Genomic DNA, 18,988 nt, shown 5'->3' with positions numbered 1-18,988 from the left:
GGAGCGGATCATGAGCAAATCAAGACACAGCACCAAGGAAGCCAAGAAACAACCCCTGATGTCGCCGAAGGAGAAACGCGCGGCCAAGCATCAGAAAAAGCACGCGCCGGATGGCACCCCCATCATTGTTCCCCACTAGCCGGGGCGCGTCCGGCCCGTCCGGCTGGCGTTGCCGCCTGGCTTGAAGCGCGATAAGCGCCGCTTTTCCTCTGGCTCTCTGTCGAGCCGAATCGTCCGGTTCATGGCCGGCATGAGAAACAAACCTCCTGGTCCATGCGGCGGGAGGTTTTTTCATGCGCGGCCGGCCGGATGTCAGGGGCAGGCCCGCAATCTTTGCGCCAGCGCGGCGTAGTCGTTGCAGGTGATTTCGTAGCCGTTGCCATCGGGGTCGGCAAAGTAGATCGACCAGGAAACGGCGTGGTCGGCCAGCTCCGGCGCATGACCCAGCGCCTGCTTCAAGTGGCGGCGCCAGGCCTGGAAGGCGTCGGCTTCGACCTCAAGCGCCACGGCGGGCTGTTTGCCGGCGCCGCCGCGCTCGAACAGCGCGATCTTCACTGTGCGCTCGCGGTTGGCCAGGGTGAGCGGGCCGCCGTCGGCGTCCCAGAACGCCAGTTCCGGAATGCGCTCGAAACCGAGCACGCGTCGATACCAGGCTTCCGCCTGCTCGCGGTCGCTCACATGGACATGGATGTGGTCTATCCGTTGGATGGCAGGCGTCATGGCGCGTTCTCTTCAAGCAAGGCGTTGCGGCGGAGGCGATCGGCGACGCGGGCCGCCCGCGCGCCAAGATGGCGGGCGGTGGCCAGGTCGGCGGGGTGCAGCGAACCATCCGCGGAGTGGGCGCACAGGCCCAGTTGGCAGCCCAGGCGGTTGAGATCGTCTATATGTTTGCCGCCGGGAAGGTCCAAGCCACACCATAGCATGCCGTGTTGGGCGGCCAGCGTTGCGAAATAGGACAGCGTGCCTTGTTGGTCGCCGTTCAGGCTGCTGCCGATGGTGAAGCCGGCCGCGACCTTGTCGGTCCAGGGCTGGCCGCGCCAATATGCGCTGCCAGCGTCGGCGAACGCCTTGAACTGAGCGGCGGGGCCGCCCATATAGGTGGGGCTGCCGAAGATGACGGCATCCGCTCGCCGCAGCGATTCGGCCGATGCGGCCATCGCGGGCGGCGCGTAGCGGCCGTCGACGATGTGCCGCGGCTCCAGCCGCAGCAGGCTGGCGCCGCCGTATGCCGCGGCGCCGTCGCGTATCGCGCATGCCAGTTGGTGGGTGCTGCCTTCGGCTGAGAAATAGACAATCAAAGTGTGGGCCATGTCCGATCGATTCTTGAGTGGTATGATGCGCATTCAGCATAAAAGTTAAAGTTAACTTTAAGTCAAGGAGCGGGCATGTCTGCGAATTGGATAGGGATAGGCGCGCTGGCGAAACGTTCGGGCGTGGCGGCCAGCGCCTTGCGCTTTTACGAGGCGAAAGGCTTGATTCAAAGTGTGGGAGAGGCGGGGCAGCCCAGGCGTTTCCACAAGGATGTCCTGCGTCGGGTCTCCTTCATCCGCATTGCCCAGACGCTGGGTTTGAGCCTGCAGGACATCGGCGAGGCGCTGGCGGGGCTGCCGCGGCAGCGGACGCCCACCGCGGAAGACTGGGCGCGTTTGTCCTCGGCCTGGCGGCCTATGCTGCAAGCCCGCATCGATACGTTGTGCCAATTGCGTGATCAATTGGACAGTTGCATAGGCTGCGGCTGCCTATCGCTGCGAAAGTGCAAATTGAATAATCCCGCCGACCACGCGGCCCGTTTGGGCGATGGCCCCCGTTTCCTGCTGGGCGATGCGCCTGTTGACACGGCTTGAGCGCCTTGTTCCTTACGCAAGGCCTCACGGCGTCGTCAGGAAATGGCATACTTGGGGCGCGCGCGCCAAACCGCGCATTCGACGAGGCTCGTCGGGCGCCGGCCATTCCCCGACTGGGCGGAGTCAAGCGGCGCGCTTGCATGGATAATGCGGTTCGCGGGCAATCGCGGGCCTGGAAACTTGATTAAAAACGGAATGCCATAATGACAATTATTGTGACGGGCGGCGCGGGCTTCATCGGCGCCAACTTTGTTCTCGACTGGTTGGCCGGCAGCGATGAGCAGGTTGTCAATCTGGATGCGCTGACCTACGCGGGCAATCTCGAAACTCTGGCATCGCTGAAGCATGACCGCCGGCATGTGTTTGCGCACGGCGATATCGGCGATCGGGCGTTGGTGGACCGGTTGCTGAGCGAGCATCAGCCGCGCGCGGTGATCAATTTCGCCGCGGAAAGCCATGTCGATCGTTCCATCCATGGCCCTGGCGATTTCATCCATACCAATGTGGTCGGCACTTTCAATCTGCTGGAGAGCGTGCGCGGCTACTGGAACGGCCTGCCGGAAGCTGCCGCCAAGGCCTTCCGCTTCTTGCACGTCTCCACCGACGAAGTCTATGGCACGTTGTCCGAACAGGAGCCGCCGTTTGCGGAAACCCGGCGCTACGAACCCAACAGCCCGTATTCGGCGAGCAAGGCCGCCAGCGACCACCTGGTGCGCGCCTGGCACCATACGTATGGCTTGCCGGTGCTGACCACCAATTGCAGCAATAATTACGGCCCCTATCATTTCCCCGAAAAACTGATCCCGCTGGTCATCCTCAATGCGTTGGCGGGCAAGGCGCTGCCGATCTATGGCGATGGCTTGCAGGTGCGGGACTGGCTGTACGTGAAAGACCATTGCAGCGCGATCCGCCGGGTGCTGGAGGCCGGCAGGCCCGGCGAAACCTACAATGTCGGCGGCTGGAACGAAAAACCCAATATCGACGTGGTGCGGACCATCTGCGCGATCCTGGATGAAATGCGGCCCAAAGTCGGCGGCGGCTCCTATGCCGATCAGATCAGCCATGTGCAGGATCGTCCCGGCCATGACCGCCGCTACGCGATCGATGCGCGCAAACTGGAAAAGGAGCTGGGCTGGAAACCGGCGGAGACGTTTGAGACCGGCATCCGTAAAACTGTGCGCTGGTATCTGGATAATCAGGACTGGGTGGCAAACGTAAGCAGCGGCGCTTATCGCGAATGGTTGGCCAAGCAATACGAGGCTCAAGCATGACGCGCGTGTTGCTGACTGGGGCGGATGGCCAGGTGGGATTTGAATTGCGCCGGGCGCTGGCTCCGCTTGGCGAGGTGACGGCCTGCGGTCGCGCGCGGATGGATCTGGCCGACGAGGCCGCCATTCTCGCCGTCCTGGACGCCGCCAAGCCCGATATCATCGTCAATCCCGCCGCCTATACCGCGGTGGACAAGGCGGAAACCGATCGGGATGCCGCCTTCGCCGTCAATGCCGCCGCGCCTGGGGTGCTGGCGCGCTGGGCCGCCGCCAATGGCGCGCTGCTGATCCATTATTCTACCGACTACGTGTTTGCCGGGGACAAGCCGGCGCCGTACCGCGAAGACGACGAAACCGGCCCGCAGTCGGTGTACGGCGCCAGCAAATTGGCTGGAGAGCAGGCGGTGCGCGCCGCCGGGGCGCGCCATTTGATCCTGCGCACCTCGTGGGTGTTCGGCGCGCATGGCGGCAACTTTCTGAAAACCATGCTGCGGCTGGCGCAAGAGCGCGATGCGCTGAAGGTGGTGGGCGACCAGTTCGGCGCGCCGACCTGCGCCGCCTTGATCGCCGACGTGACGGCGCAGCTGATTGCCCGTTATCATGCGCGGCCCGAAAATTTCGCGGATGGCACTTACCACCTGGCGGCGCAGGGCGAAACCAGCTGGCACGGCTATGCCCAGCGCGTGATCCGCCGGGCCGGGGAGCGGGGATTCCCGCTGCGGCTGACGGCGGACGCTATCCAGGCGATAGGCAGCGACCAATACCCGTTGCCGGCCAAACGGCCGGCTAATTCCCGGTTGGATTGCGGCAAACTGATGCGCGCCTTCTCCCTGGGGCTGCCCAGGTGGGAGGATGGCGTGGATGGCGTGGTCGATCAGCTTTACGCGTTGTCGCAAGCCGAAGGGGCCGTCTGATCTTGGAATGGGGGCGCGGGCCCTGCCTTTGAGGGGTGGGCTTGTGTGATTGAATCTATCTCGCGGCATGACAGGACATCATTCGAACAATGACCCAAGCACGTAAAGGCATCATTCTGGCAGGCGGTTCCGGCACCCGCCTGTATCCGGCCACCCTGGCGGTCAGCAAGCAATTGCTGCCTATCTACGACAAGCCGATGATCTACTATCCCTTGTCCACCCTGATGCTGGCCGGCATCCGCGACATCCTCATCATCTCGACGCCGCAGGACACGCCGCGCTTCCAATTGCTGCTGGGCGACGGCAGCCGCTGGGGGCTCAATCTGCAATATGAGGTGCAGCCCAGTCCGGATGGCCTGGCGCAGGCCTTCATCATCGGCGAGGCGTTCCTGGCGGGCGCGCCGTCGGCGCTGGTGCTGGGCGACAACATCTTCTACGGCCATGATTTCGCCAAATTGCTGACCGAGGCCAGCAGCCAGACCGCGGGCGCGTCGGTGTTCGCCTACCATGTGCAGGACCCGGAGCGCTACGGGGTGGTGGAGTTCGACGCCGCCGGCGTGGCGCGTTCCATCGAGGAAAAGCCTGCGCTGCCCAAGTCGAATTATGCGGTGACCGGCCTGTATTTTTACGATTCGCAGGTGGTGGAGATCGCCAAGTCCATCCAGCCCTCGGCGCGCGGCGAATTGGAAATCACCGACGTCAACAATGTTTACCTGCAGCAAGGCTTGCTGAACGTGCAAACCATGGGCCGCGGCTACGCCTGGCTGGATACCGGAACGCACGAATCCTTGCTGGATGCCAGCCAGTACATCGCCACCATCGAGCGGCGGCAGGGCCTGAAAGTGGCCTGTCTGGAGGAGATCGCCTACCGTTCGGGCTGGATAGACGACGAACAGATCGTGCGCCTGGCCACGCCGCTGAAAAAGAATGGCTACGGCCAGTACCTGCTGGCCATGATAGGCGCGAAAAATTCTTGAATCCCAGCGCGAAGGTTTCGCCCGCGGAGCGGGGACCGTCGCCAGTCATTTGCGAGGCCAGGGGCCGATGAAAGTAATCGATACGAGCATTCCGGATGTGAAAATCATCGAGCCGACGGTCTTCGGCGATGAGCGGGGCTTTTTTTTCGAAAGCTTCAATCTGAAGCGGTTTGAGGAAGGCATAGGCCGCGCGGTGGATTTCGTGCAGGACAACCACAGCAAGTCCGCCAAGGGCGTGCTGCGCGGCCTGCATTATCAATTGCCGCCTTACGCCCAAGGCAAGCTGGTGCGGGTGGTGGCGGGCGAGGTTTACGACGTGGCGGTGGACATCCGCAAGTCCTCTCCCACCTTCGGCCAGTGGGTGGGCGTGGTGCTGAGCGCCGAGAACAAGCGGCAGTTCTGGATTCCCGAAGGCTTCGCCCACGGTTTCCTGACGCTTAGCGACGAGGCGGAGTTCGTGTACAAGGCCACCAACTACTACATGCCGCAATACGACCGCGGCATCTTGTGGTCCGACGCGTCGCTCGGCATCGACTGGCCCGCGGCGGGAGAGCTTAACCTGTCGGCCAAGGACAAGGCCCAGCCTCTGCTAGGCGCGGCGGAAGTGTTCCTGTCCTGAGCGCAGCCCGGGAAAAATAAAACCGCCTGGGTTGCCAGGCGGTTTTTTTGGCGCGACTGAGCGGCTTACGGACGCTCTACCGCCAGCGCCACGCCCATGCCGCCGCCTATGCACAGCGTGGCCAGGCCCTTCTTGGCGCCGCGGCGCTGCATTTCGTGCAGCAGGGTCACCAGCACGCGGCAGCCGGAGGCGCCGATCGGGTGGCCCAGCGCGATGGCGCCGCCGTTGACGTTGACCTTGTCCGAACCCCAGCCCAGCTCTTTGGCCACGCCCAGCGCCTGGGCGGCGAAGGCTTCGTTGGCTTCCACCAGGTCCAGTTGCTCGACGGTCCAGCCCGCCTTGGCCAGCGCCTTGCGGGTGGCAGATACCGGGCCGATGCCCATGATTTCCGGTTCGCAGCCGGTCAGCGCGTAGCCCTTGACGATGGCCAGCGGCTTCAGGCCCAGCTGGTCGGCCTTTTGGGTGGACATCAAGAGCACGGCCGCGGCGCCGTCGTTGATGCCGGAGGCGTTGCCGGCGGTGACGGTGCCGTCTTTCTTGAAGGCGGCGCGCAGCTTGGCCAGGCCTTCCGCGCTGGCGTCATGCTTGATGAACTCGTCGGCGTCGAAGGCCAGCGGGTCGCCCTTGCGCTGCGGCACCAGCACCGGGACGATCTCGTTCTGGAACTTGCCGGCTTTCTGCGCGGCGGCGGCGCGCTGCTGCGATTGCAGCGCGAAGGCGTCCTGCTCTTCGCGGCCGATGCCGTACTTGGCGGCCACGTTCTCGGCGGTGATGCCCATATGGTAGGCGTTGTAGGCGTCGGTCAGGCCGTCGTTGACCATGGTGTCCACCAGCTGGGCGTTGCCCATGCGGAAACCGTCGCGGGAGCCCGGCAGGATGTGCGGCGACAGCGACATGCTTTCCTGGCCGCCGGCGATGACGATTTCGGCGTCGCCGGCCAGGATGGCCTGGGCCGCCAGGTGCACGGCGCGCAGGCCGGAGCCGCATACCACGTTCAGCGTGGTGGCCGGGGTGGTGACCGGCAGGCCGGCCTTGATCAGCGCCTGGCGCGCCGGGTTCTGGCCGCTGCCGGCGGTCAGCACCTGGCCCAGGATCACTTCGCTGACGTCTTCCGGTTTGACGCCGGTTTTCTCCAGCAGCGCTTTGATCACGGTTGCGCCCAGTTCCGGGGCCGGGATCTTGGCCAGCGAGCCGCCGAAACTGCCGACCGCGGTGCGTTGCGCTGCTACGATTGCGACTTCCATGTCTTTCTCCTTGGCTTGGGGCCCGCCGTGGCGGCGGGCCATGTGTCCTGATAGGGACCGATGATCCGGTTGCGGGCGTTTATTGCAGGCTGGCGGTCACGCTCGGCATCGCCTTGGCCAGCACATAGCTGCCCGGCGCGGCCAAGAGCGGCGGCAATTCCTTGTTGCCCAGAGCCTTGGGCGCGGCGACTTGCTTGCCGGACTGCGGCGCCAGCCAGGCATCCCAATCTTTCCACCAACTGCCCGGCTGGCTTTGCGCGCCTTCCAGCCATTCGTCGGAGCTGATGGGCAATTGTTCGTTGACCCAGTAGTTGCGTTTGTCCTTGGTGACAGGGTTGATCGAGCCGGCGATGTGGCCGGACGCGCCCAGCACGAAGCGGCGGCTCGGCGCGCCGCTCAGGTATTTCAGGCCGGAGTAGGCCGAGCTCCACAGCACGATGTGGTCTTCGCGCGCGGCGAACATGTAGACCGGGATATTGATTTTCGAGATGTCGATCGGCACGCCGCACAGGGTGATGGCGCCCGGCTTCACCAGCGCGTTGTTCAGATAGAACTGGCGCAGCATGAAAGTGTGCATCGGCAGCGGCAGGTCCACCGCGTCGTTGTTCCAGTACAAGAGGTCGAACGGCGTGGGCGTCTTGCCCAGCAGGTAGTTGTTGACCACGTAGTTCCACACCAGGTCGTTGGCGCGCAGCGAGGCGAAGGTGCGGCCGATTTCCTTGCCGCTGATGATGCCGCCGGCGGCCAGCTTGGCCTCGCGGCTGGCCACCAGGCTTTCATCGATGTAGTACGCGATCTCGCCCGGCTCGGCGTGGTCGATCAGCGAGGTCATGAAGGTGGCGGAGTCGATGTAGTCGAGCCCCTTGGCCTGCATCACGCACAGCGCGGTGCTGAGGATGACGCCGCCGACGCAGAAGCCCAGCGCGTTCATCGTCGGCTGCTTGGTGATTTTGCGCACCGCTTCCGCCGCGGCGATCACGCCTTTCTCGACATAGGTTTCCCAGGTGAAATGCTTCATCTCGGCCACGGCCGAGCGCCAGCTCACCAGGAAGACGCGGTAGCCCTGGGCGACGAAGTGGCGCACCATGGAGTTGTCCGGCTGCAGGTCCATCAGGTAGAACTTGTTGATGCAGGGCGGGATGAACAGCAGTGGCTTCTCGTAGACTTTTTCGGTGGTGGGGGTGTACTGGATCAGCTCGATCAGCTCATTGCGGAACACGACCTGGCCGGGGGTGATCACCAGGTTTTCGCCGATCTCGAACTTGCTCTCGTCGGACATCGAGATGTGGCCCTTCTGGATGTCCTCCATCATGTTCTTCATGCCTTCCACCAGGCTTTCGCCCTTGGTTTCGATGGCGCGCTTGACCACGTCGGGGTTGGTCAGCATGAAGTTGCTGGGCGCCATCGCGTCCAGGTACTGGCGGGTGGCGAAGGCCAGCTTGTCCTTGGCGTTTTCGTCGATCTGGGTCTGGTCGACCAGCTCGGTCATCCACTTGGAGGTCAGCAGGTAGCTTTGCTTGAGAAAGCTGTAGAACGGGTGTTCGTTCCATTCCGGCGAGGCGAAGCGGCGGTCGCCGGCCTTGGCCTCCGGCGCGGTGTCCGCCGCCTTGCCCAGAAACTGCGACCACAGGTTCAGCTGTTGCTGGTACAGGGCGGACTGCAGGCTGAACAGCTGATTGGTCTGATTCATCAGCTGCGACCAGGCGCCGGCCAGCGGGTGGGCGGCGCTGTCCGGGCTCGCGCCCAGCGACAGGGAATTGACGAACTGCTGCATCCATTGCTGGTTGGCTTCGGAGAGGCCGGTGAAGAAATCTTCCAGCGTAGCGGTATTATTCTGGGACAAGATGAATCTCCTGATACGTACTGATATAGCGTTATCGAAGCCTGTCTGAATCAATCTGTTTGGAATGCATGGTCAAGCGAATGTACCTGCAGACTGTAACAGGGTTGCATGACATTTTCACGCCCTCCCGGCGGCAAGGGCTGGCAAATGCCGGTGACTGTTGCTGCAATGCGCAAAAAATGGCGGCGGCCAAATCGCGCCGCATTATGGCTTTCGCATCGCTTGTGGGATAATTGACCGGATTAGTTATGAGGAATTGCAATGGCGAGTGTAAAACTGGCTTTACATACCATCCGCGTTGAAAACATCTTTTGCATCGGCCGCAATTACGCCGCCCACGCGGCCGAATTGGGAAACCCGGTGGAAAGCGAGCCGCTGGTGTTCCTCAAACCGACTTCGGCCTTGCTGGACGAATCCTCTCCCATTCATTTGCCGGAATATTCCGACGACGTGCATCACGAGTGCGAACTGGTGGTGCTGATAGGCAAGGGCGGCGGCGACATCGCGCCCGAACAGGCGCTGAGCCATGTCGCCGGCTACGGCGTCGGGCTGGACCTGACCGCCCGCGACGCGCAAAGCGCGGCCAAGAGCAAGGGCCACCCGTGGACCAAGGCAAAGGGCTTTCGCGGCGCGGCCTGCTTGTCGGCGCTGGTGCCGGCGGAGCGGGTGGCCGATCCGCAGCGGCTGCAATTCGAACTGCGGGTGAACGGCCAGCTGCGTCAGGCGGGCGACACCGGCATGATGCTGTTCACTGTGGCGCAGCAGATCAGCTACCTGTCGCGCACGTATGGCCTGAGCGCAGGCGACCTGATCTACACCGGCACGCCGGAAGGCGTGGCGCGCATCCGCTCCGGCGACGAGCTGGATCTCAGCCTGCACGGCCAGGTGTCCGCGCACTGGAAGGTGGCGTGATGGCGCGGCCGGAAGAGCAGGACGACGGCAAGGTCCGCCTGGACAAATGGCTGTGGGCGGCGCGCTTCTTCAAGACGCGCCAGCTGGCGCACGAGGCGCTGGAGCTGGGCCGGGTGCTGGTGAACGGCGACCGGGTCAAGGCGTCGCGTGTAGTTAAGGAAGGCGACCGGCTGTTTTTGCGGATCAACCAGCTGGAGTACAACGTGGAAGTGCTGCAGCTCGCCACCCAGCGCCGGCCGGCGAAGGAGGCGGTGTTGATGTACCGCGAAGATGCGGAGTCGGTGGCTGCCCGCGAAGCGCGCATGCTGCTGCTGAAGGCCGAGCATGCCAGCTTTCCGCATGGCGACGGCCGCCCCACCAAGAAAGCGCGGCGCGACATCTCCCGCTTCAAGTCGTCGTTTTAGCCGCCGCCGCGGCGCCAGCCCGGCCTGGTGCCGGGCTGATTCGAATAGAAAGACAATCAATGCAGTCGTTGTTGCCGTTCGCCGGGTTCTACTTCACCTATTTCACCTTCCAGGGCATGTTCAGCCCGTTCTGGGGCCTGTATCTGGAGTCGCTGTCGTTCAGCGCGCTGCAGATTTCGGTGCTGATGGCGCTATCCACGCTGGCGCGCATCATCGCCCCGGGCTTCTGGGGCTGGCTGGCCGACAAGAGCGGACAACGCCGCAACATCATCGTCACCACTTCCATCCTGTCCGCCGCCAGCTTTTGCCTGGTGGGGCTGCACAACGGCTTCTGGTGGATTTTCGTCAGCATGGCGGTGTCGCATTTCTTTTGGGCGGCGGCGCTGCCGCTGGTGGAGGCCAGCACCGCCTACCTGACGCGGGCGCAGCCCGGCCGCTACAGCCGGGTGCGGGTGTGGGGGTCGATAGGCTTCGTCTGTTTGGCGCTGACCGGCGGCTATCTGCTGGACTGGCTGGGCATCGCGGCGACGCCGTGGATTGTCTCCGCCTTGCTGATAGGCGTGGCGCTGACGGCGCTCAAGGTGCCGGAGGTGAAGCTGGCCAGCCGCGGCAAGCCAGCCGGGCCGATCTGGGACACGCTGAAAAAGCCGGCGGTGATCGCGCTGTTCGCCTGCTGTTTCCTGCAGGCCTTCGCCCATGGCCCGTATTACACTTTCTATTCTTTGGGCCTGAAGCAGTTTGGCTATGACAAGGCCGCGGTCGGCGTGCTGTGGGCGCTGGGGGTGGTGTTCGAGGTGGGCGTGTTCATGCTGATGCCGCGCATCATGCGCCGCTTCAGCCTGGAGGCTTTGATGCTGGCATCGCTGCTGGCGGCGGTGCTGCGCTTCGGCCTGATCGCCGCCGGCCTGTCGCTGCCGGCCTTGGCTGCGGCGGCGCAAGCGCTGCACGCGCTCACCTATGCCTTGCACCACGCGTCGGCGATAGGCCTGATCAATCGCATGTTCGACGAGCAGCACCATGGCCGCGCGCAAGGGCTGTACATCATCGCCTCGTTCGGCCTGGGCGGCAGCGGCGGCGGGCTGGTGGGCGGGCTGGTGTGGCCGCACGGCGGCGTGCTGCCCACCTTCGCCATGTCCGCCGGCGCGGCGCTGGCCGGCGTTTTCGTCTGCCTGCGCTGGCTCAGGCCCAAGCGACAGGCATGCCAATGACGATGGCCATGACGCCGCAGCAGGCGCTGGACAGCTACCAGCAGGCTTTGGCGACGCATGACTGGCGCCAGGTGGCGCCGTGGCTGCATGAAGACGCTTGCTTCGTGTTTTCCGATGGCACCTTCAAGGGCAAGGCGGCCGTGTGCGAGGCCATCCGTCAAACTTTTGACTGGATACGCGGCGAGGATTACCGCATCGCGGATCTGCACTGGACTCATGCGGGAGAGAATTTCGCCGCCTGCGTCTATGCGTTTTCCTGGCGCGGGCTGGTCGATGGGCAGCCCGCGGAGGGGCGAGGCCGCGGCAGCTGCGCGCTGATCAAGGATGGGCAGGGCTGGCGGCTGCTGCAGGAGCATCTGGGGCCGCCAGCCGAGTCATAGCAGCATCACCAGCTTGAACTCCGGCGCGTTGGCCGGCCTGAGCGTGATCTGCCGCTTGTTGAGCTGGCCCAGCGTGGGGTGATGGAAGGCGCGCTCGCCGCCTTCGCGCTCCAATACATCCTGCTGTTGCCATAGGCGGTCGAACTCCGCGCTGTCGCGGCGCAGCCGCTCCAGCATGTCCGCGGTTTCCGCGTCATCCAGCTGCTGGCCCAGGTCGGCCCGCAATTCCGCCACGATGCGCCGCGCCCTCTCCGGCCAGTTGTCGAGGAAGGTCCGCGCTTCGGGCGCCAGGAAAATGAAGTCGAGCTGGCTGCGGCTGGCCTCCGGCTTGCCCAGCCAGCCGCAAAACAGCTCCGCGGCCGCGGGGTTCCAGGCCGCCGCCCGCCAGTGGCGGTCCAACACATAAGCCGGGATGGCGATGTGCGGCAGCATTTCGGCCAGAATGTCCCGCGCCTGCGGATTGTCTTCGGCGCGCTTGTCCTTGGGGTTTTTCAGCCCGGCCAGATCAAACAGATAGTCGGTTTCCGCGCCGGACAGCTGCAATGCGGCCGCCAGCCGGGTGAGGGTATGGGCTGATACCGACTCGGTGCGCCCTTGCTCCAGCCAGGTCAGCCAGGTGGGGCTGATGCCGGCCAATTGCGCCACCTCTTCGCGGCGCAGGCCCTTGGCGCGGCGGCGCGTTCCCGTCGGCAGGCCGGCCTGCTGCGGCGTCAGCCGTTCGCGGTGGGCGCGCAGGAAGGCGCCGAGCGGGGTGGCGGACGGGGATTCCATAGTCTGATCCTGTTGGTTTTTATACCAGTATAACGGCTTATCTTGTAACAGGATCAAAGCTGGTCAAAGATGTCTGCAACGACGACCCGAGGACACGCCATATGACCGCGCAAACCTTGTACGACAAACTGTGGAACAGCCACCTGGTGCGCCAGGAGGCCGACGGCACCGCGCTGCTGTATATCGACCGCCACCTGGTGCACGAAGTGACCAGCCCGCAGGCCTTCGAAGGCCTGAAACTGGCTGGCCGCCAGCTGTGGCGGGTGGATTCGGTGGTTTCCACCGCCGATCACAATACCCCGACCGACCATTGGGATCAGGGCATCCAGGACCCGATCTCGCGCCAGCAGGTGGAAACTCTGGACGCCAACATCCAGGCCTTTGGCGCGCTGGCCTACTTCCCGTTCAAGGACAAGGGCCAGGGCATCGTCCACGTGATGGGGCCGGAGCAAGGCGCCACGCTGCCGGGGATGACCGTGGTGTGCGGCGACAGCCACACCTCCACTCACGGCGCTTTCGGCGCGCTGGCGCACGGCATCGGCACTTCCGAGGTGGAGCACGTGATGGCCACGCAGTGCCTGGTCGCCAAGAAGTCCAAGAACATGCTGGTGCGGGTGGACGGCAAGCTGGGCGCGGGCGTCACCGCCAAGGACGTGGCGCTGGCGATCATCGGCAAGATCGGCACCGCCGGCGGCACCGGCTACGCGATAGAGTTCGGCGGCGAGGCGATCCGCGGCCTGAGCATGGAAGGCCGCATGACGCTGTGCAATATGGCGATCGAGGGCGGCGCGCGCTCCGGCCTGGTGGCGGTGGACGACAAGACCATCGAATACGTCAAAGGCCGGCCGTACGCGCCCAAGGGTGAACAGTGGGAACCGGCGGTGGCCTACTGGCGCACCCTGCATTCCGACGCCGGCGCGCATTTCGACGCGGTGGTGGAGCTGGACGGCGCGGCTATCCAGCCGCAAGTGACCTGGGGCACTTCGCCGGAAATGGTGGTGGAGGTGGGGGGCAAGGTGCCGAACCCGGCCCGCGAGAGCGACCCGGTGAAGAAAGCCGGCATCGAGCGCGCGCTGGCCTATATGGGCTTGCAGGCCGACACCCCGATTGATCAGATTCCGGTGGACGTGGTGTTCATCGGCTCCTGTACCAACAGCCGCATCGAGGACCTGCGCGAGGCCGCCGCGGTGGCCAAGGGCCGCAGCAAGGCCGCCAACGTCAAGCAGGTGCTGGTGGTGCCGGGATCCGGCCTGGTGAAGGCGCAGGCCGAAGCCGAGGGCTTGGATAAGGTGTTCGCCGCCGCCGGCTTCGAATGGCGCGAGCCGGGTTGCTCGATGTGCCTGGCGATGAACGCCGACCGCCTGCTGCCGGGCGAGCGCTGCGCCTCCACTTCCAACCGCAATTTCGAAGGCCGGCAGGGCCAGGGCGGGCGCACCCATCTGGTGAGCCCGGCGATGGCGGCGGCGGCGGCGGTGGCGGGGCATTTCGTCGACGTGCGCCAGTGGTCCGTCCGATAAGCAGCGTTTTGTCCCGGCCCGCCGGGAGCAAAACGCCAGGCGTCGTGTCCTAAGGATGGGGCAGACCGGCGATGCCGGCTTGGGTAGAATCCCACCCTGTTTACTTATCCGACAGCCTGGCTGTTTATCGAATGGAGTTTCGCATCATGAAAAAAGAGATTGTCTGGATCGGCCTGGCCTTGCTGCTGGCGGCGTGCAACACCGTGCAGGGCATCAAGACCGACGCCAAGGAAGGCGGCCAGGCGGTGGGCCACGGCCTGCAGAAGGCGGGCCAGGCAATCGGCAACGCGGTGGAAAAAGGCGGCGAGGCGATCAAGCGCACCGCCGAGTAAACCGCCGCTGCCGCGCAACGGAGCGTAGAAAATGAAAGCATTCACCACTTTGCAGGGCCTGGCCTGTCCGCTGGACCGCGCCAACGTCGATACCGACGCCATCATTCCCAAGCAGTTCCTGAAGTCGATCAAGCGGTCGGGCTTTGGTCCCAATCTGTTCGACGAATGGCGCTACCTCGACCATGGCGAACCCGGCATGGACAACAGCAAGCGGCCGCTCAATCCGGACTTCGTGCTGAACCAGCCGCGCTATCAGGGCGCGCAGGTGCTGTTGGCGCGGGAAAACTTCGGCTGCGGCTCCAGCCGCGAGCACGCGCCATGGGCGCTGGATGACCAGGGTTTTCGGGTGGTGATCGCGCCCAGCTTTGCCGACATCTTCTTCAACAACTGCTACAAGAACGGCCTGTTGCCCATCGTGCTGGACGCCGGCACCGTCGACCAGCTGTTCCGCGAGTGCGAGGCGGCGCCGGGCTACAGCCTGACGGTGGACCTGGCGGCGCAAACCGTGTCCACCCCGTCCGGCCAGGCCTTCCCGTTCGACATCACCGAGCACCGCAAGCACTGCCTGTTGGGCGGGCTGGACGAAATCGGCCTGACCTTGCGGCACGCGGACGAAATCAAGGCTTTCGAAGCCAAGCGCCGCGCCGAGCAGCCCTGGTTGTTCGCCTGAGAGGATTGTTCAACGCATAGGAGGTAGCGAGATGGGACAGCGTTATCTGGAGCTTAAGGATTCGCATCGCGAGTTTATTGCCGGGCAGAAACTGTTTTTCGTCGCTACCGCCATGCAGGATGGGCGCGTCAACATGTCGCCCAAGGGAATGGATTCGCTGCGGGTGCTGGGGCCGAATCAAGTGGCCTGGCTGAACGTCACCGGCAGCGGCAACGAGACGGCCTGCCATGTCGAACACAGCCCGCGCATGACTTTGATGTTCTGCGCGTTCGAAGGCAAGCCGCTGATTTTGCGCCTGTATGGGCAGGCGCGGGCGATTCATCAGGGCGACCCGGAATGGGCCGATTATTACGGCCTGTTCGAACCCTTGCCCGGTGCGCGGCAGATCTTTTTGCTGGACGTGGGGCTGGCGCAGTCCTCTTGCGGCATGTCGGTTCCTTACTACCAATACCAGGGCGAGCGGGAGCAGTTGAACGACTGGGCCCGGACCAAAGGCGAGGCGGGGGTGCAAGACTACTGGCGCAGCCGGAATGTGTCGAGCCTGGATGGGCTGCCGACCGGCATTGTGGAAAAGAGCGGACTGGCAAGCGCCGATGAAACCCGTCAGCAGTGAAGATGGCGGCGGGAAGGAAGCCGCAGCGCGACGGGGAGGGATGGCCTGGCTGCATCGCCATCCGCTGGCGGCTTTCCTGCTGCTGGGCCTGAGTTTTTTGCTGTTCGGCGTGGGCACCATCAACCTGGCCCTGCTGCTGCAGCTGAATTTGAAATTATGGCTGGACGCGGGCTGGCAGGCGGCAATGGATGGCGCGCTGCGCCAGTTGGGAGAGCTGCTGCTGTCCGGCTACGCCGCGATGGCGGCCTACATCGTGTTCAAGTGTTGCGAAAAGGCGCTGGTGGAACGTTTGACCTGGCGCGAAGAAGACAAACGGAAATAAGGAAGAAACCATGAAAATCGCCATTCTGCCGGGTGACGGCATCGGGCCGGAAATCATCGCGCAGGCCGAGCGCGTGCTGGACGTATTGCGCCGCGACGGGCTGAAGATCGAAACCGAGCACGCGCCCTTGGGCGGCGCCGCTTACGACCAGTACGGCGCGCCGTATCCGGAAGCCACGCAGAAACTGGCGCGCGAGGCCGACGCGGTGCTTTTGGGCGCGGTGGGCGGCCCGCAATACGACAAGCTGGAGCGTCCGCTGCGGCCGGAACGCGGCCTGTTGGCCATCCGCAAGGATCTGGGCCTGTTCGCCAACCTGCGCCCGGCCATCCTGTATCCGGAGCTGGCCAACGCGTCCACGCTGAAGCCCGAGGTGGTGGCGGGGCTGGACATCATGATCGTGCGCGAACTGACCGGCGACATCTACTTCGGCCAGCCGCGCGGCATCGCCGTCAACGAGCTGGGCGAGCGCGAGGCTTACAACACCATGCGCTACAGCGAGAGCGAAGTGCGCCGCATCGCCCATGTCGCCTTCGGCATCGCGATGAAGCGGGGCAAGAAGCTGTGTTCGGTGGACAAGGCCAATGTGCTGGAGACCACCGAGTTCTGGAAGGAGATCATGATAGACGTGGCGCGCGAGTATCCGCAGGTGGAGCTGTCGCACATGTATGTCGACAACGCCGCGATGCAGCTGGTGCGCAACCCGAAGCAATTCGACGTGATGGTCACCGGCAATATCTTCGGCGACATCCTGTCCGACGAGGCCTCGATGCTGACCGGCTCCATCGGCATGCTGCCGTCGGCGTCGCTGGATCAGAACAACAAGGGCCTGTACGAGCCCAGCCACGGCTCGGCGCCGGACATCGCCGGGCAGAACCTGGCCAATCCGCTGGCCACCATCCTGTCCGCCGCCATGATGCTGCGCTACAGCTTCGGCCAGGAGACCGCCGCGCAGCGCGTGGAAACCGCAGTGAAGAAGGTGTTGGCCCAGGGTTACCGCACTGGCGACATCTACGAGGCCGGTTGCGAGAAGGTCAGCTGCTCCGGCATGGGCGACGCGGTGGTGGCGGCGATGTAAGGACGCGTCCCTGGTTTGAGTCGGGGAAGAAAGTGCAACGGCGCGCATCCTGAGGGTGCGCGCTGTTTTTTGAGACGAGGCCGCATGTCGATCAGAGGCATTGCGCTTTCACGAGCCGCTGATCGTCCACCGCGTCGACGATGATGCCTATGTCAGCGACGACTATGGTCGGGACAATGCCGGGCAAACGCGCGTGTTGATTCAAGCCGCGAATTGACGCGAGGCCGCGGCCTGGCGCAAGCATGTCTTGGCCCGGCCGCGTCCTTTCCCGAAAGATGACGCCGCCGCGTCCGGCTAGGCGGAGGCGGCCGCGCTTCACCAGCCCAGGTAGTAGTCTCGGTTCAGCCAGGCCGGCCAGGCCATGTCGAACCACTCCTGCAGCATCAGCTCGGTCACGCAAAGCGCGCCTTCCACCCAGCCTTGGTCGTCGGAATAGGCCTCGCCGGTGATGTGGATGTTCTCGCCGTGATCGGGCCGACGCATATAGGGCATGATGTTCTGCACCGACACGTCGGCGCACCAGGCGTGGTAGCCGCCGCCGTACGGGTCTTGGGTCCAGTCCTGCAGGCGGGCGACATAGGGCGGCGGAATCTCGTTGCCCTTGCCGTGGAGTTCGCGCACCTGGTTCATCGCTTCTTCCACCATCGCGATGGGCGCTGGCTCGCCTGGCTCTTTGGCCAGCGCTTCCAGATGCTCCTGGCGGACCAGCCGGGTGGTGTGGCCCAGGTAGCGGGGCAGTTTGTCGCGGCCTTGCATCAGCACCTGCCAGAACGGCACGGTGCGCATGTCGTTGTAGCTGGACAGGAACAGCGAATGGTTGTTGGCCGGATCGGTGCCGAAGTAGTAGCACTGGCGCATCGGCAGGTCGGTGATGGAATGGCCGGACTCCGCGCCGAAGTCTTCTGTCCACCATGGCTCCTCAAAGCCCATCAGCAGTTTGAACGAAGGCTCCATGATGACGGAGGCGATGTTCTTCTGCAGCTGCTGCGCGCCTTCGCGGTTGAAGAAAAAATTCTGCTGGTCGAGCAGCTCCAGCGAACGACGCGGCATCGCCAGCACGATGTTATTGGCCTTGACGGTCCAGCGGTATTGGCCAGCGGCATTCCAGAAGGTCAGCAGGTAGCGGTAGCCGCTGCCGTCCTGCGCGCGGCTGAAGGTTTCCAGGCGGTTGCCCAGCCACAGCTTGGCGCCTGACATGTCGGTGAAGGACTGCGCCAGCGCGTAGGCGATCTGATCATAGCCGTCGCTGATGGTGCGGTAGCTGGAGTCGGCGCTGGAAAAGTCACCCACCATATAGGGGAAGGCTTCGGCGGCGTTCCAGTTGATGGTGTTGGAATAGTAGCCGCCGCCATCGGCCAGGAAGCTGTAGGCGTCCTGGCCTACCTGGTCCTTGATCAGGTTCCAGAAGCCGATATCGTTGACCTTCATGCCGCGGAAGGGGCTGTCGGGGAAAACGTATGTCAGGGCTGGCTTGACGATGTTCCATTCGCGGCTGGTGAGCTGGAACGTGTAGGTGTATTGGTCGATCTTTTTGACCTTGTCGCCGAATTCGGCGACGAACCAGGGGTCGGCCATCAGCACGTCGTAGACTATCTTGTTGAACAACTGGTCCGGGCTATAGCCTTCTTCGCCCAGTTTGAAGGTATAGCGGACGTGGAATTTCTCCCCTTGCGCCTGAGCGCTGGTCCAGGCGTTGGCCTTGAAGCGCTGGCAGCGCAGGTAGAAGTAAAGATCGTCCGGTTCGCCCATGGGAAATTCCTGGTTGGGCAGCTTGAAGACGTCTTCGATCAGGGCGGTCACCATTTCCTGCGAGCGCATGTAGCGCATGCCGCCCAGCTCTCCAATCACGTTCATGCCCGGCAGCTTGATTGACAGCAGCCTGCCGCCCAGCCGGTCGGCCAGGTCGAACACATGCACGCTGGTGGGCCGGCTGCCGCCCGGCTTGTACTCGCCGCCTAGCAGACGGTAGCCGGTGTACAAGCCGCCCACGCCCGCGCCGACCACGGCGACATCGACTGCCAGGTCGGCCTGGCTGCCGGTGCTGTGGGGAATGTCATTCAATGTGATCATTTTGC

Annotated in this window: 22 protein-coding genes; 16 read left to right on the top strand and 6 right to left on the bottom strand. The window is 64.1% G+C overall.

Annotated elements, in window-relative coordinates:
- The first annotated feature begins 10 nt into the window (after window positions 1-10).
- Window positions 11-139, top strand: a complete 129-nt coding sequence (locus tag MY55_RS24460) for a hypothetical protein (RefSeq protein WP_255361899.1) — start codon at window positions 11-13, stop codon at window positions 137-139.
- Between the two features lie 173 nt (window positions 140-312).
- On the opposite strand, the gene MY55_RS13400 is transcribed toward MY55_RS24460, so the two are convergent.
- Both MY55_RS13400 and MY55_RS13395 read right to left on the bottom strand, forming a co-directional pair.
- Entirely contained in the window at window positions 313-720 is a 408-nt protein-coding gene (locus tag MY55_RS13400; RefSeq protein ID WP_043579054.1) for a VOC family protein, read from the bottom strand.
- Window positions 717-1,310 (bottom strand): flavodoxin family protein, encoded by a 594-nt coding sequence (locus MY55_RS13395; protein WP_043579056.1) that lies wholly within the window; start codon window positions 1,308-1,310, stop codon window positions 717-719. The genes MY55_RS13400 and MY55_RS13395 overlap by 4 nt, the downstream gene beginning before the upstream one ends.
- A 75-nt stretch (window positions 1,311-1,385) precedes the next feature.
- Between MY55_RS13395 and soxR the strand changes: the two genes are divergently transcribed.
- From soxR to rfbC, 5 genes are all read left to right on the top strand, one after another.
- A complete protein-coding gene (soxR, locus tag MY55_RS13390) occupies window positions 1,386-1,844 on the top strand; it encodes a redox-sensitive transcriptional activator SoxR (protein ID WP_043579059.1) in 459 nt (152 codons plus the stop codon).
- A gap of 203 nt (window positions 1,845-2,047) precedes the next feature.
- A complete protein-coding gene (gene rfbB / locus MY55_RS13385; protein WP_043579064.1) occupies window positions 2,048-3,115 on the top strand; it encodes a dTDP-glucose 4,6-dehydratase in 1,068 nt (355 codons plus the stop codon).
- Window positions 3,112-4,026: a dTDP-4-dehydrorhamnose reductase gene (gene rfbD, locus MY55_RS13380; protein WP_047236581.1), complete on the top strand. Its 915-nt coding sequence runs from the start codon at window positions 3,112-3,114 to the stop codon at window positions 4,024-4,026. Before rfbB ends, rfbD begins: the two co-directional genes overlap by 4 nt.
- Window positions 4,027-4,115: 89 nt before the next feature.
- The gene (rfbA, locus tag MY55_RS13375; protein ID WP_043579069.1) at window positions 4,116-5,003 is read left to right on the top strand and encodes a glucose-1-phosphate thymidylyltransferase RfbA; all 888 of its coding nucleotides are present in this window, start codon (window positions 4,116-4,118) and stop codon (window positions 5,001-5,003) included.
- Between the two features lie 67 nt (window positions 5,004-5,070).
- Window positions 5,071-5,622: a dTDP-4-dehydrorhamnose 3,5-epimerase gene (gene rfbC / locus MY55_RS13370; RefSeq protein WP_047236582.1), complete on the top strand. Its 552-nt coding sequence runs from the start codon at window positions 5,071-5,073 to the stop codon at window positions 5,620-5,622.
- A 65-nt stretch (window positions 5,623-5,687) separates the two neighbouring features.
- Here rfbC and MY55_RS13365 read toward each other — a convergent pair whose 3' ends face one another.
- Both MY55_RS13365 and MY55_RS13360 read right to left on the bottom strand, forming a co-directional pair.
- Window positions 5,688-6,866: an acetyl-CoA C-acetyltransferase gene (locus MY55_RS13365; RefSeq protein WP_065202496.1), complete on the bottom strand. Its 1,179-nt coding sequence runs from the start codon at window positions 6,864-6,866 to the stop codon at window positions 5,688-5,690.
- Window positions 6,867-6,945: 79 nt separating this feature from the next.
- A complete protein-coding gene (locus tag MY55_RS13360; RefSeq protein WP_099049651.1) occupies window positions 6,946-8,640 on the bottom strand; it encodes a PHA/PHB synthase family protein in 1,695 nt (564 codons plus the stop codon).
- Window positions 8,641-8,970: 330 nt separating this feature from the next.
- Between MY55_RS13360 and MY55_RS13355 the strand changes: the two genes are divergently transcribed.
- From MY55_RS13355 to MY55_RS13340, 4 genes are read left to right on the top strand one after another with little or no spacing between them, the layout of a single operon-like run.
- Window positions 8,971-9,621: a fumarylacetoacetate hydrolase family protein gene (locus tag MY55_RS13355; RefSeq protein ID WP_043579078.1), complete on the top strand. Its 651-nt coding sequence runs from the start codon at window positions 8,971-8,973 to the stop codon at window positions 9,619-9,621.
- Entirely contained in the window at window positions 9,621-10,025 is a 405-nt protein-coding gene (locus MY55_RS13350; protein WP_043579079.1) for an RNA-binding S4 domain-containing protein, read from the top strand. Before MY55_RS13355 ends, MY55_RS13350 begins: the two co-directional genes overlap by 1 nt.
- Window positions 10,026-10,084: 59 nt before the next feature.
- Window positions 10,085-11,233 carry an MFS transporter gene (locus MY55_RS13345; RefSeq protein WP_043579080.1) on the top strand — a complete coding sequence of 383 codons (1,149 nt, stop codon included), beginning with the start codon at window positions 10,085-10,087 and terminating at the stop codon, window positions 11,231-11,233.
- A complete protein-coding gene (locus MY55_RS13340) occupies window positions 11,230-11,613 on the top strand; it encodes a nuclear transport factor 2 family protein (RefSeq protein ID WP_157889307.1) in 384 nt (127 codons plus the stop codon). The genes MY55_RS13345 and MY55_RS13340 overlap by 4 nt, the downstream gene beginning before the upstream one ends.
- On the opposite strand, the gene MY55_RS13335 is transcribed toward MY55_RS13340, so the two are convergent.
- Window positions 11,608-12,384 (bottom strand): helix-turn-helix transcriptional regulator, encoded by a 777-nt coding sequence (locus tag MY55_RS13335; RefSeq protein ID WP_043579081.1) that lies wholly within the window; start codon window positions 12,382-12,384, stop codon window positions 11,608-11,610. The genes MY55_RS13340 and MY55_RS13335 overlap by 6 nt on opposite strands.
- A 101-nt stretch (window positions 12,385-12,485) precedes the next feature.
- On the opposite strand from MY55_RS13335, the gene leuC reads away from it, so the two are divergent.
- The 6 genes from leuC (at window position 12,486) to leuB (ending at window position 16,913) form a co-directional block, all read left to right on the top strand.
- Entirely contained in the window at window positions 12,486-13,901 is a 1,416-nt protein-coding gene (gene leuC / locus MY55_RS13330; protein WP_043579084.1) for a 3-isopropylmalate dehydratase large subunit, read from the top strand.
- Between the two features lie 146 nt (window positions 13,902-14,047).
- Complete coding sequence (locus MY55_RS13325) at window positions 14,048-14,233, top strand: lipoprotein (RefSeq protein WP_052878044.1); 186 nt, start codon at window positions 14,048-14,050, stop codon at window positions 14,231-14,233.
- A gap of 31 nt (window positions 14,234-14,264) precedes the next feature.
- Window positions 14,265-14,903, top strand: coding sequence for a 3-isopropylmalate dehydratase small subunit (gene leuD / locus MY55_RS13320; RefSeq protein WP_043579086.1), 639 nt, complete (start codon window positions 14,265-14,267; stop codon window positions 14,901-14,903).
- 31 nt (window positions 14,904-14,934) lie between these two features.
- Window positions 14,935-15,516, top strand: a complete 582-nt coding sequence (locus MY55_RS13315; RefSeq protein WP_043579087.1) for a pyridoxamine 5'-phosphate oxidase family protein — start codon at window positions 14,935-14,937, stop codon at window positions 15,514-15,516.
- 40 nt (window positions 15,517-15,556) lie between these two features.
- The gene (locus MY55_RS13310; RefSeq protein WP_065202495.1) at window positions 15,557-15,838 is read left to right on the top strand and encodes a hypothetical protein; all 282 of its coding nucleotides are present in this window, start codon (window positions 15,557-15,559) and stop codon (window positions 15,836-15,838) included.
- Between the two features lie 10 nt (window positions 15,839-15,848).
- Complete coding sequence (gene leuB, locus MY55_RS13305; protein ID WP_047236586.1) at window positions 15,849-16,913, top strand: 3-isopropylmalate dehydrogenase; 1,065 nt, start codon at window positions 15,849-15,851, stop codon at window positions 16,911-16,913.
- A 315-nt stretch (window positions 16,914-17,228) separates the two neighbouring features.
- Here the strand turns inward: leuB and MY55_RS13300 are convergent, their stop codons facing one another.
- Entirely contained in the window at window positions 17,229-18,983 is a 1,755-nt protein-coding gene (locus tag MY55_RS13300; RefSeq protein WP_099049649.1) for a flavin monoamine oxidase family protein, read from the bottom strand.
- Window positions 18,984-18,988 lie beyond the last annotated feature (5 nt).

Origin of the sequence: Chromobacterium subtsugae, from assembly GCF_001676875.1 — a bacterium.
Lineage (GTDB): Bacteria > Pseudomonadota > Gammaproteobacteria > Burkholderiales > Chromobacteriaceae > Chromobacterium > Chromobacterium subtsugae.
Note: the sequence above shows the minus strand (reverse complement) of the source record. Positions and strands in the feature narration are given on the sequence as shown.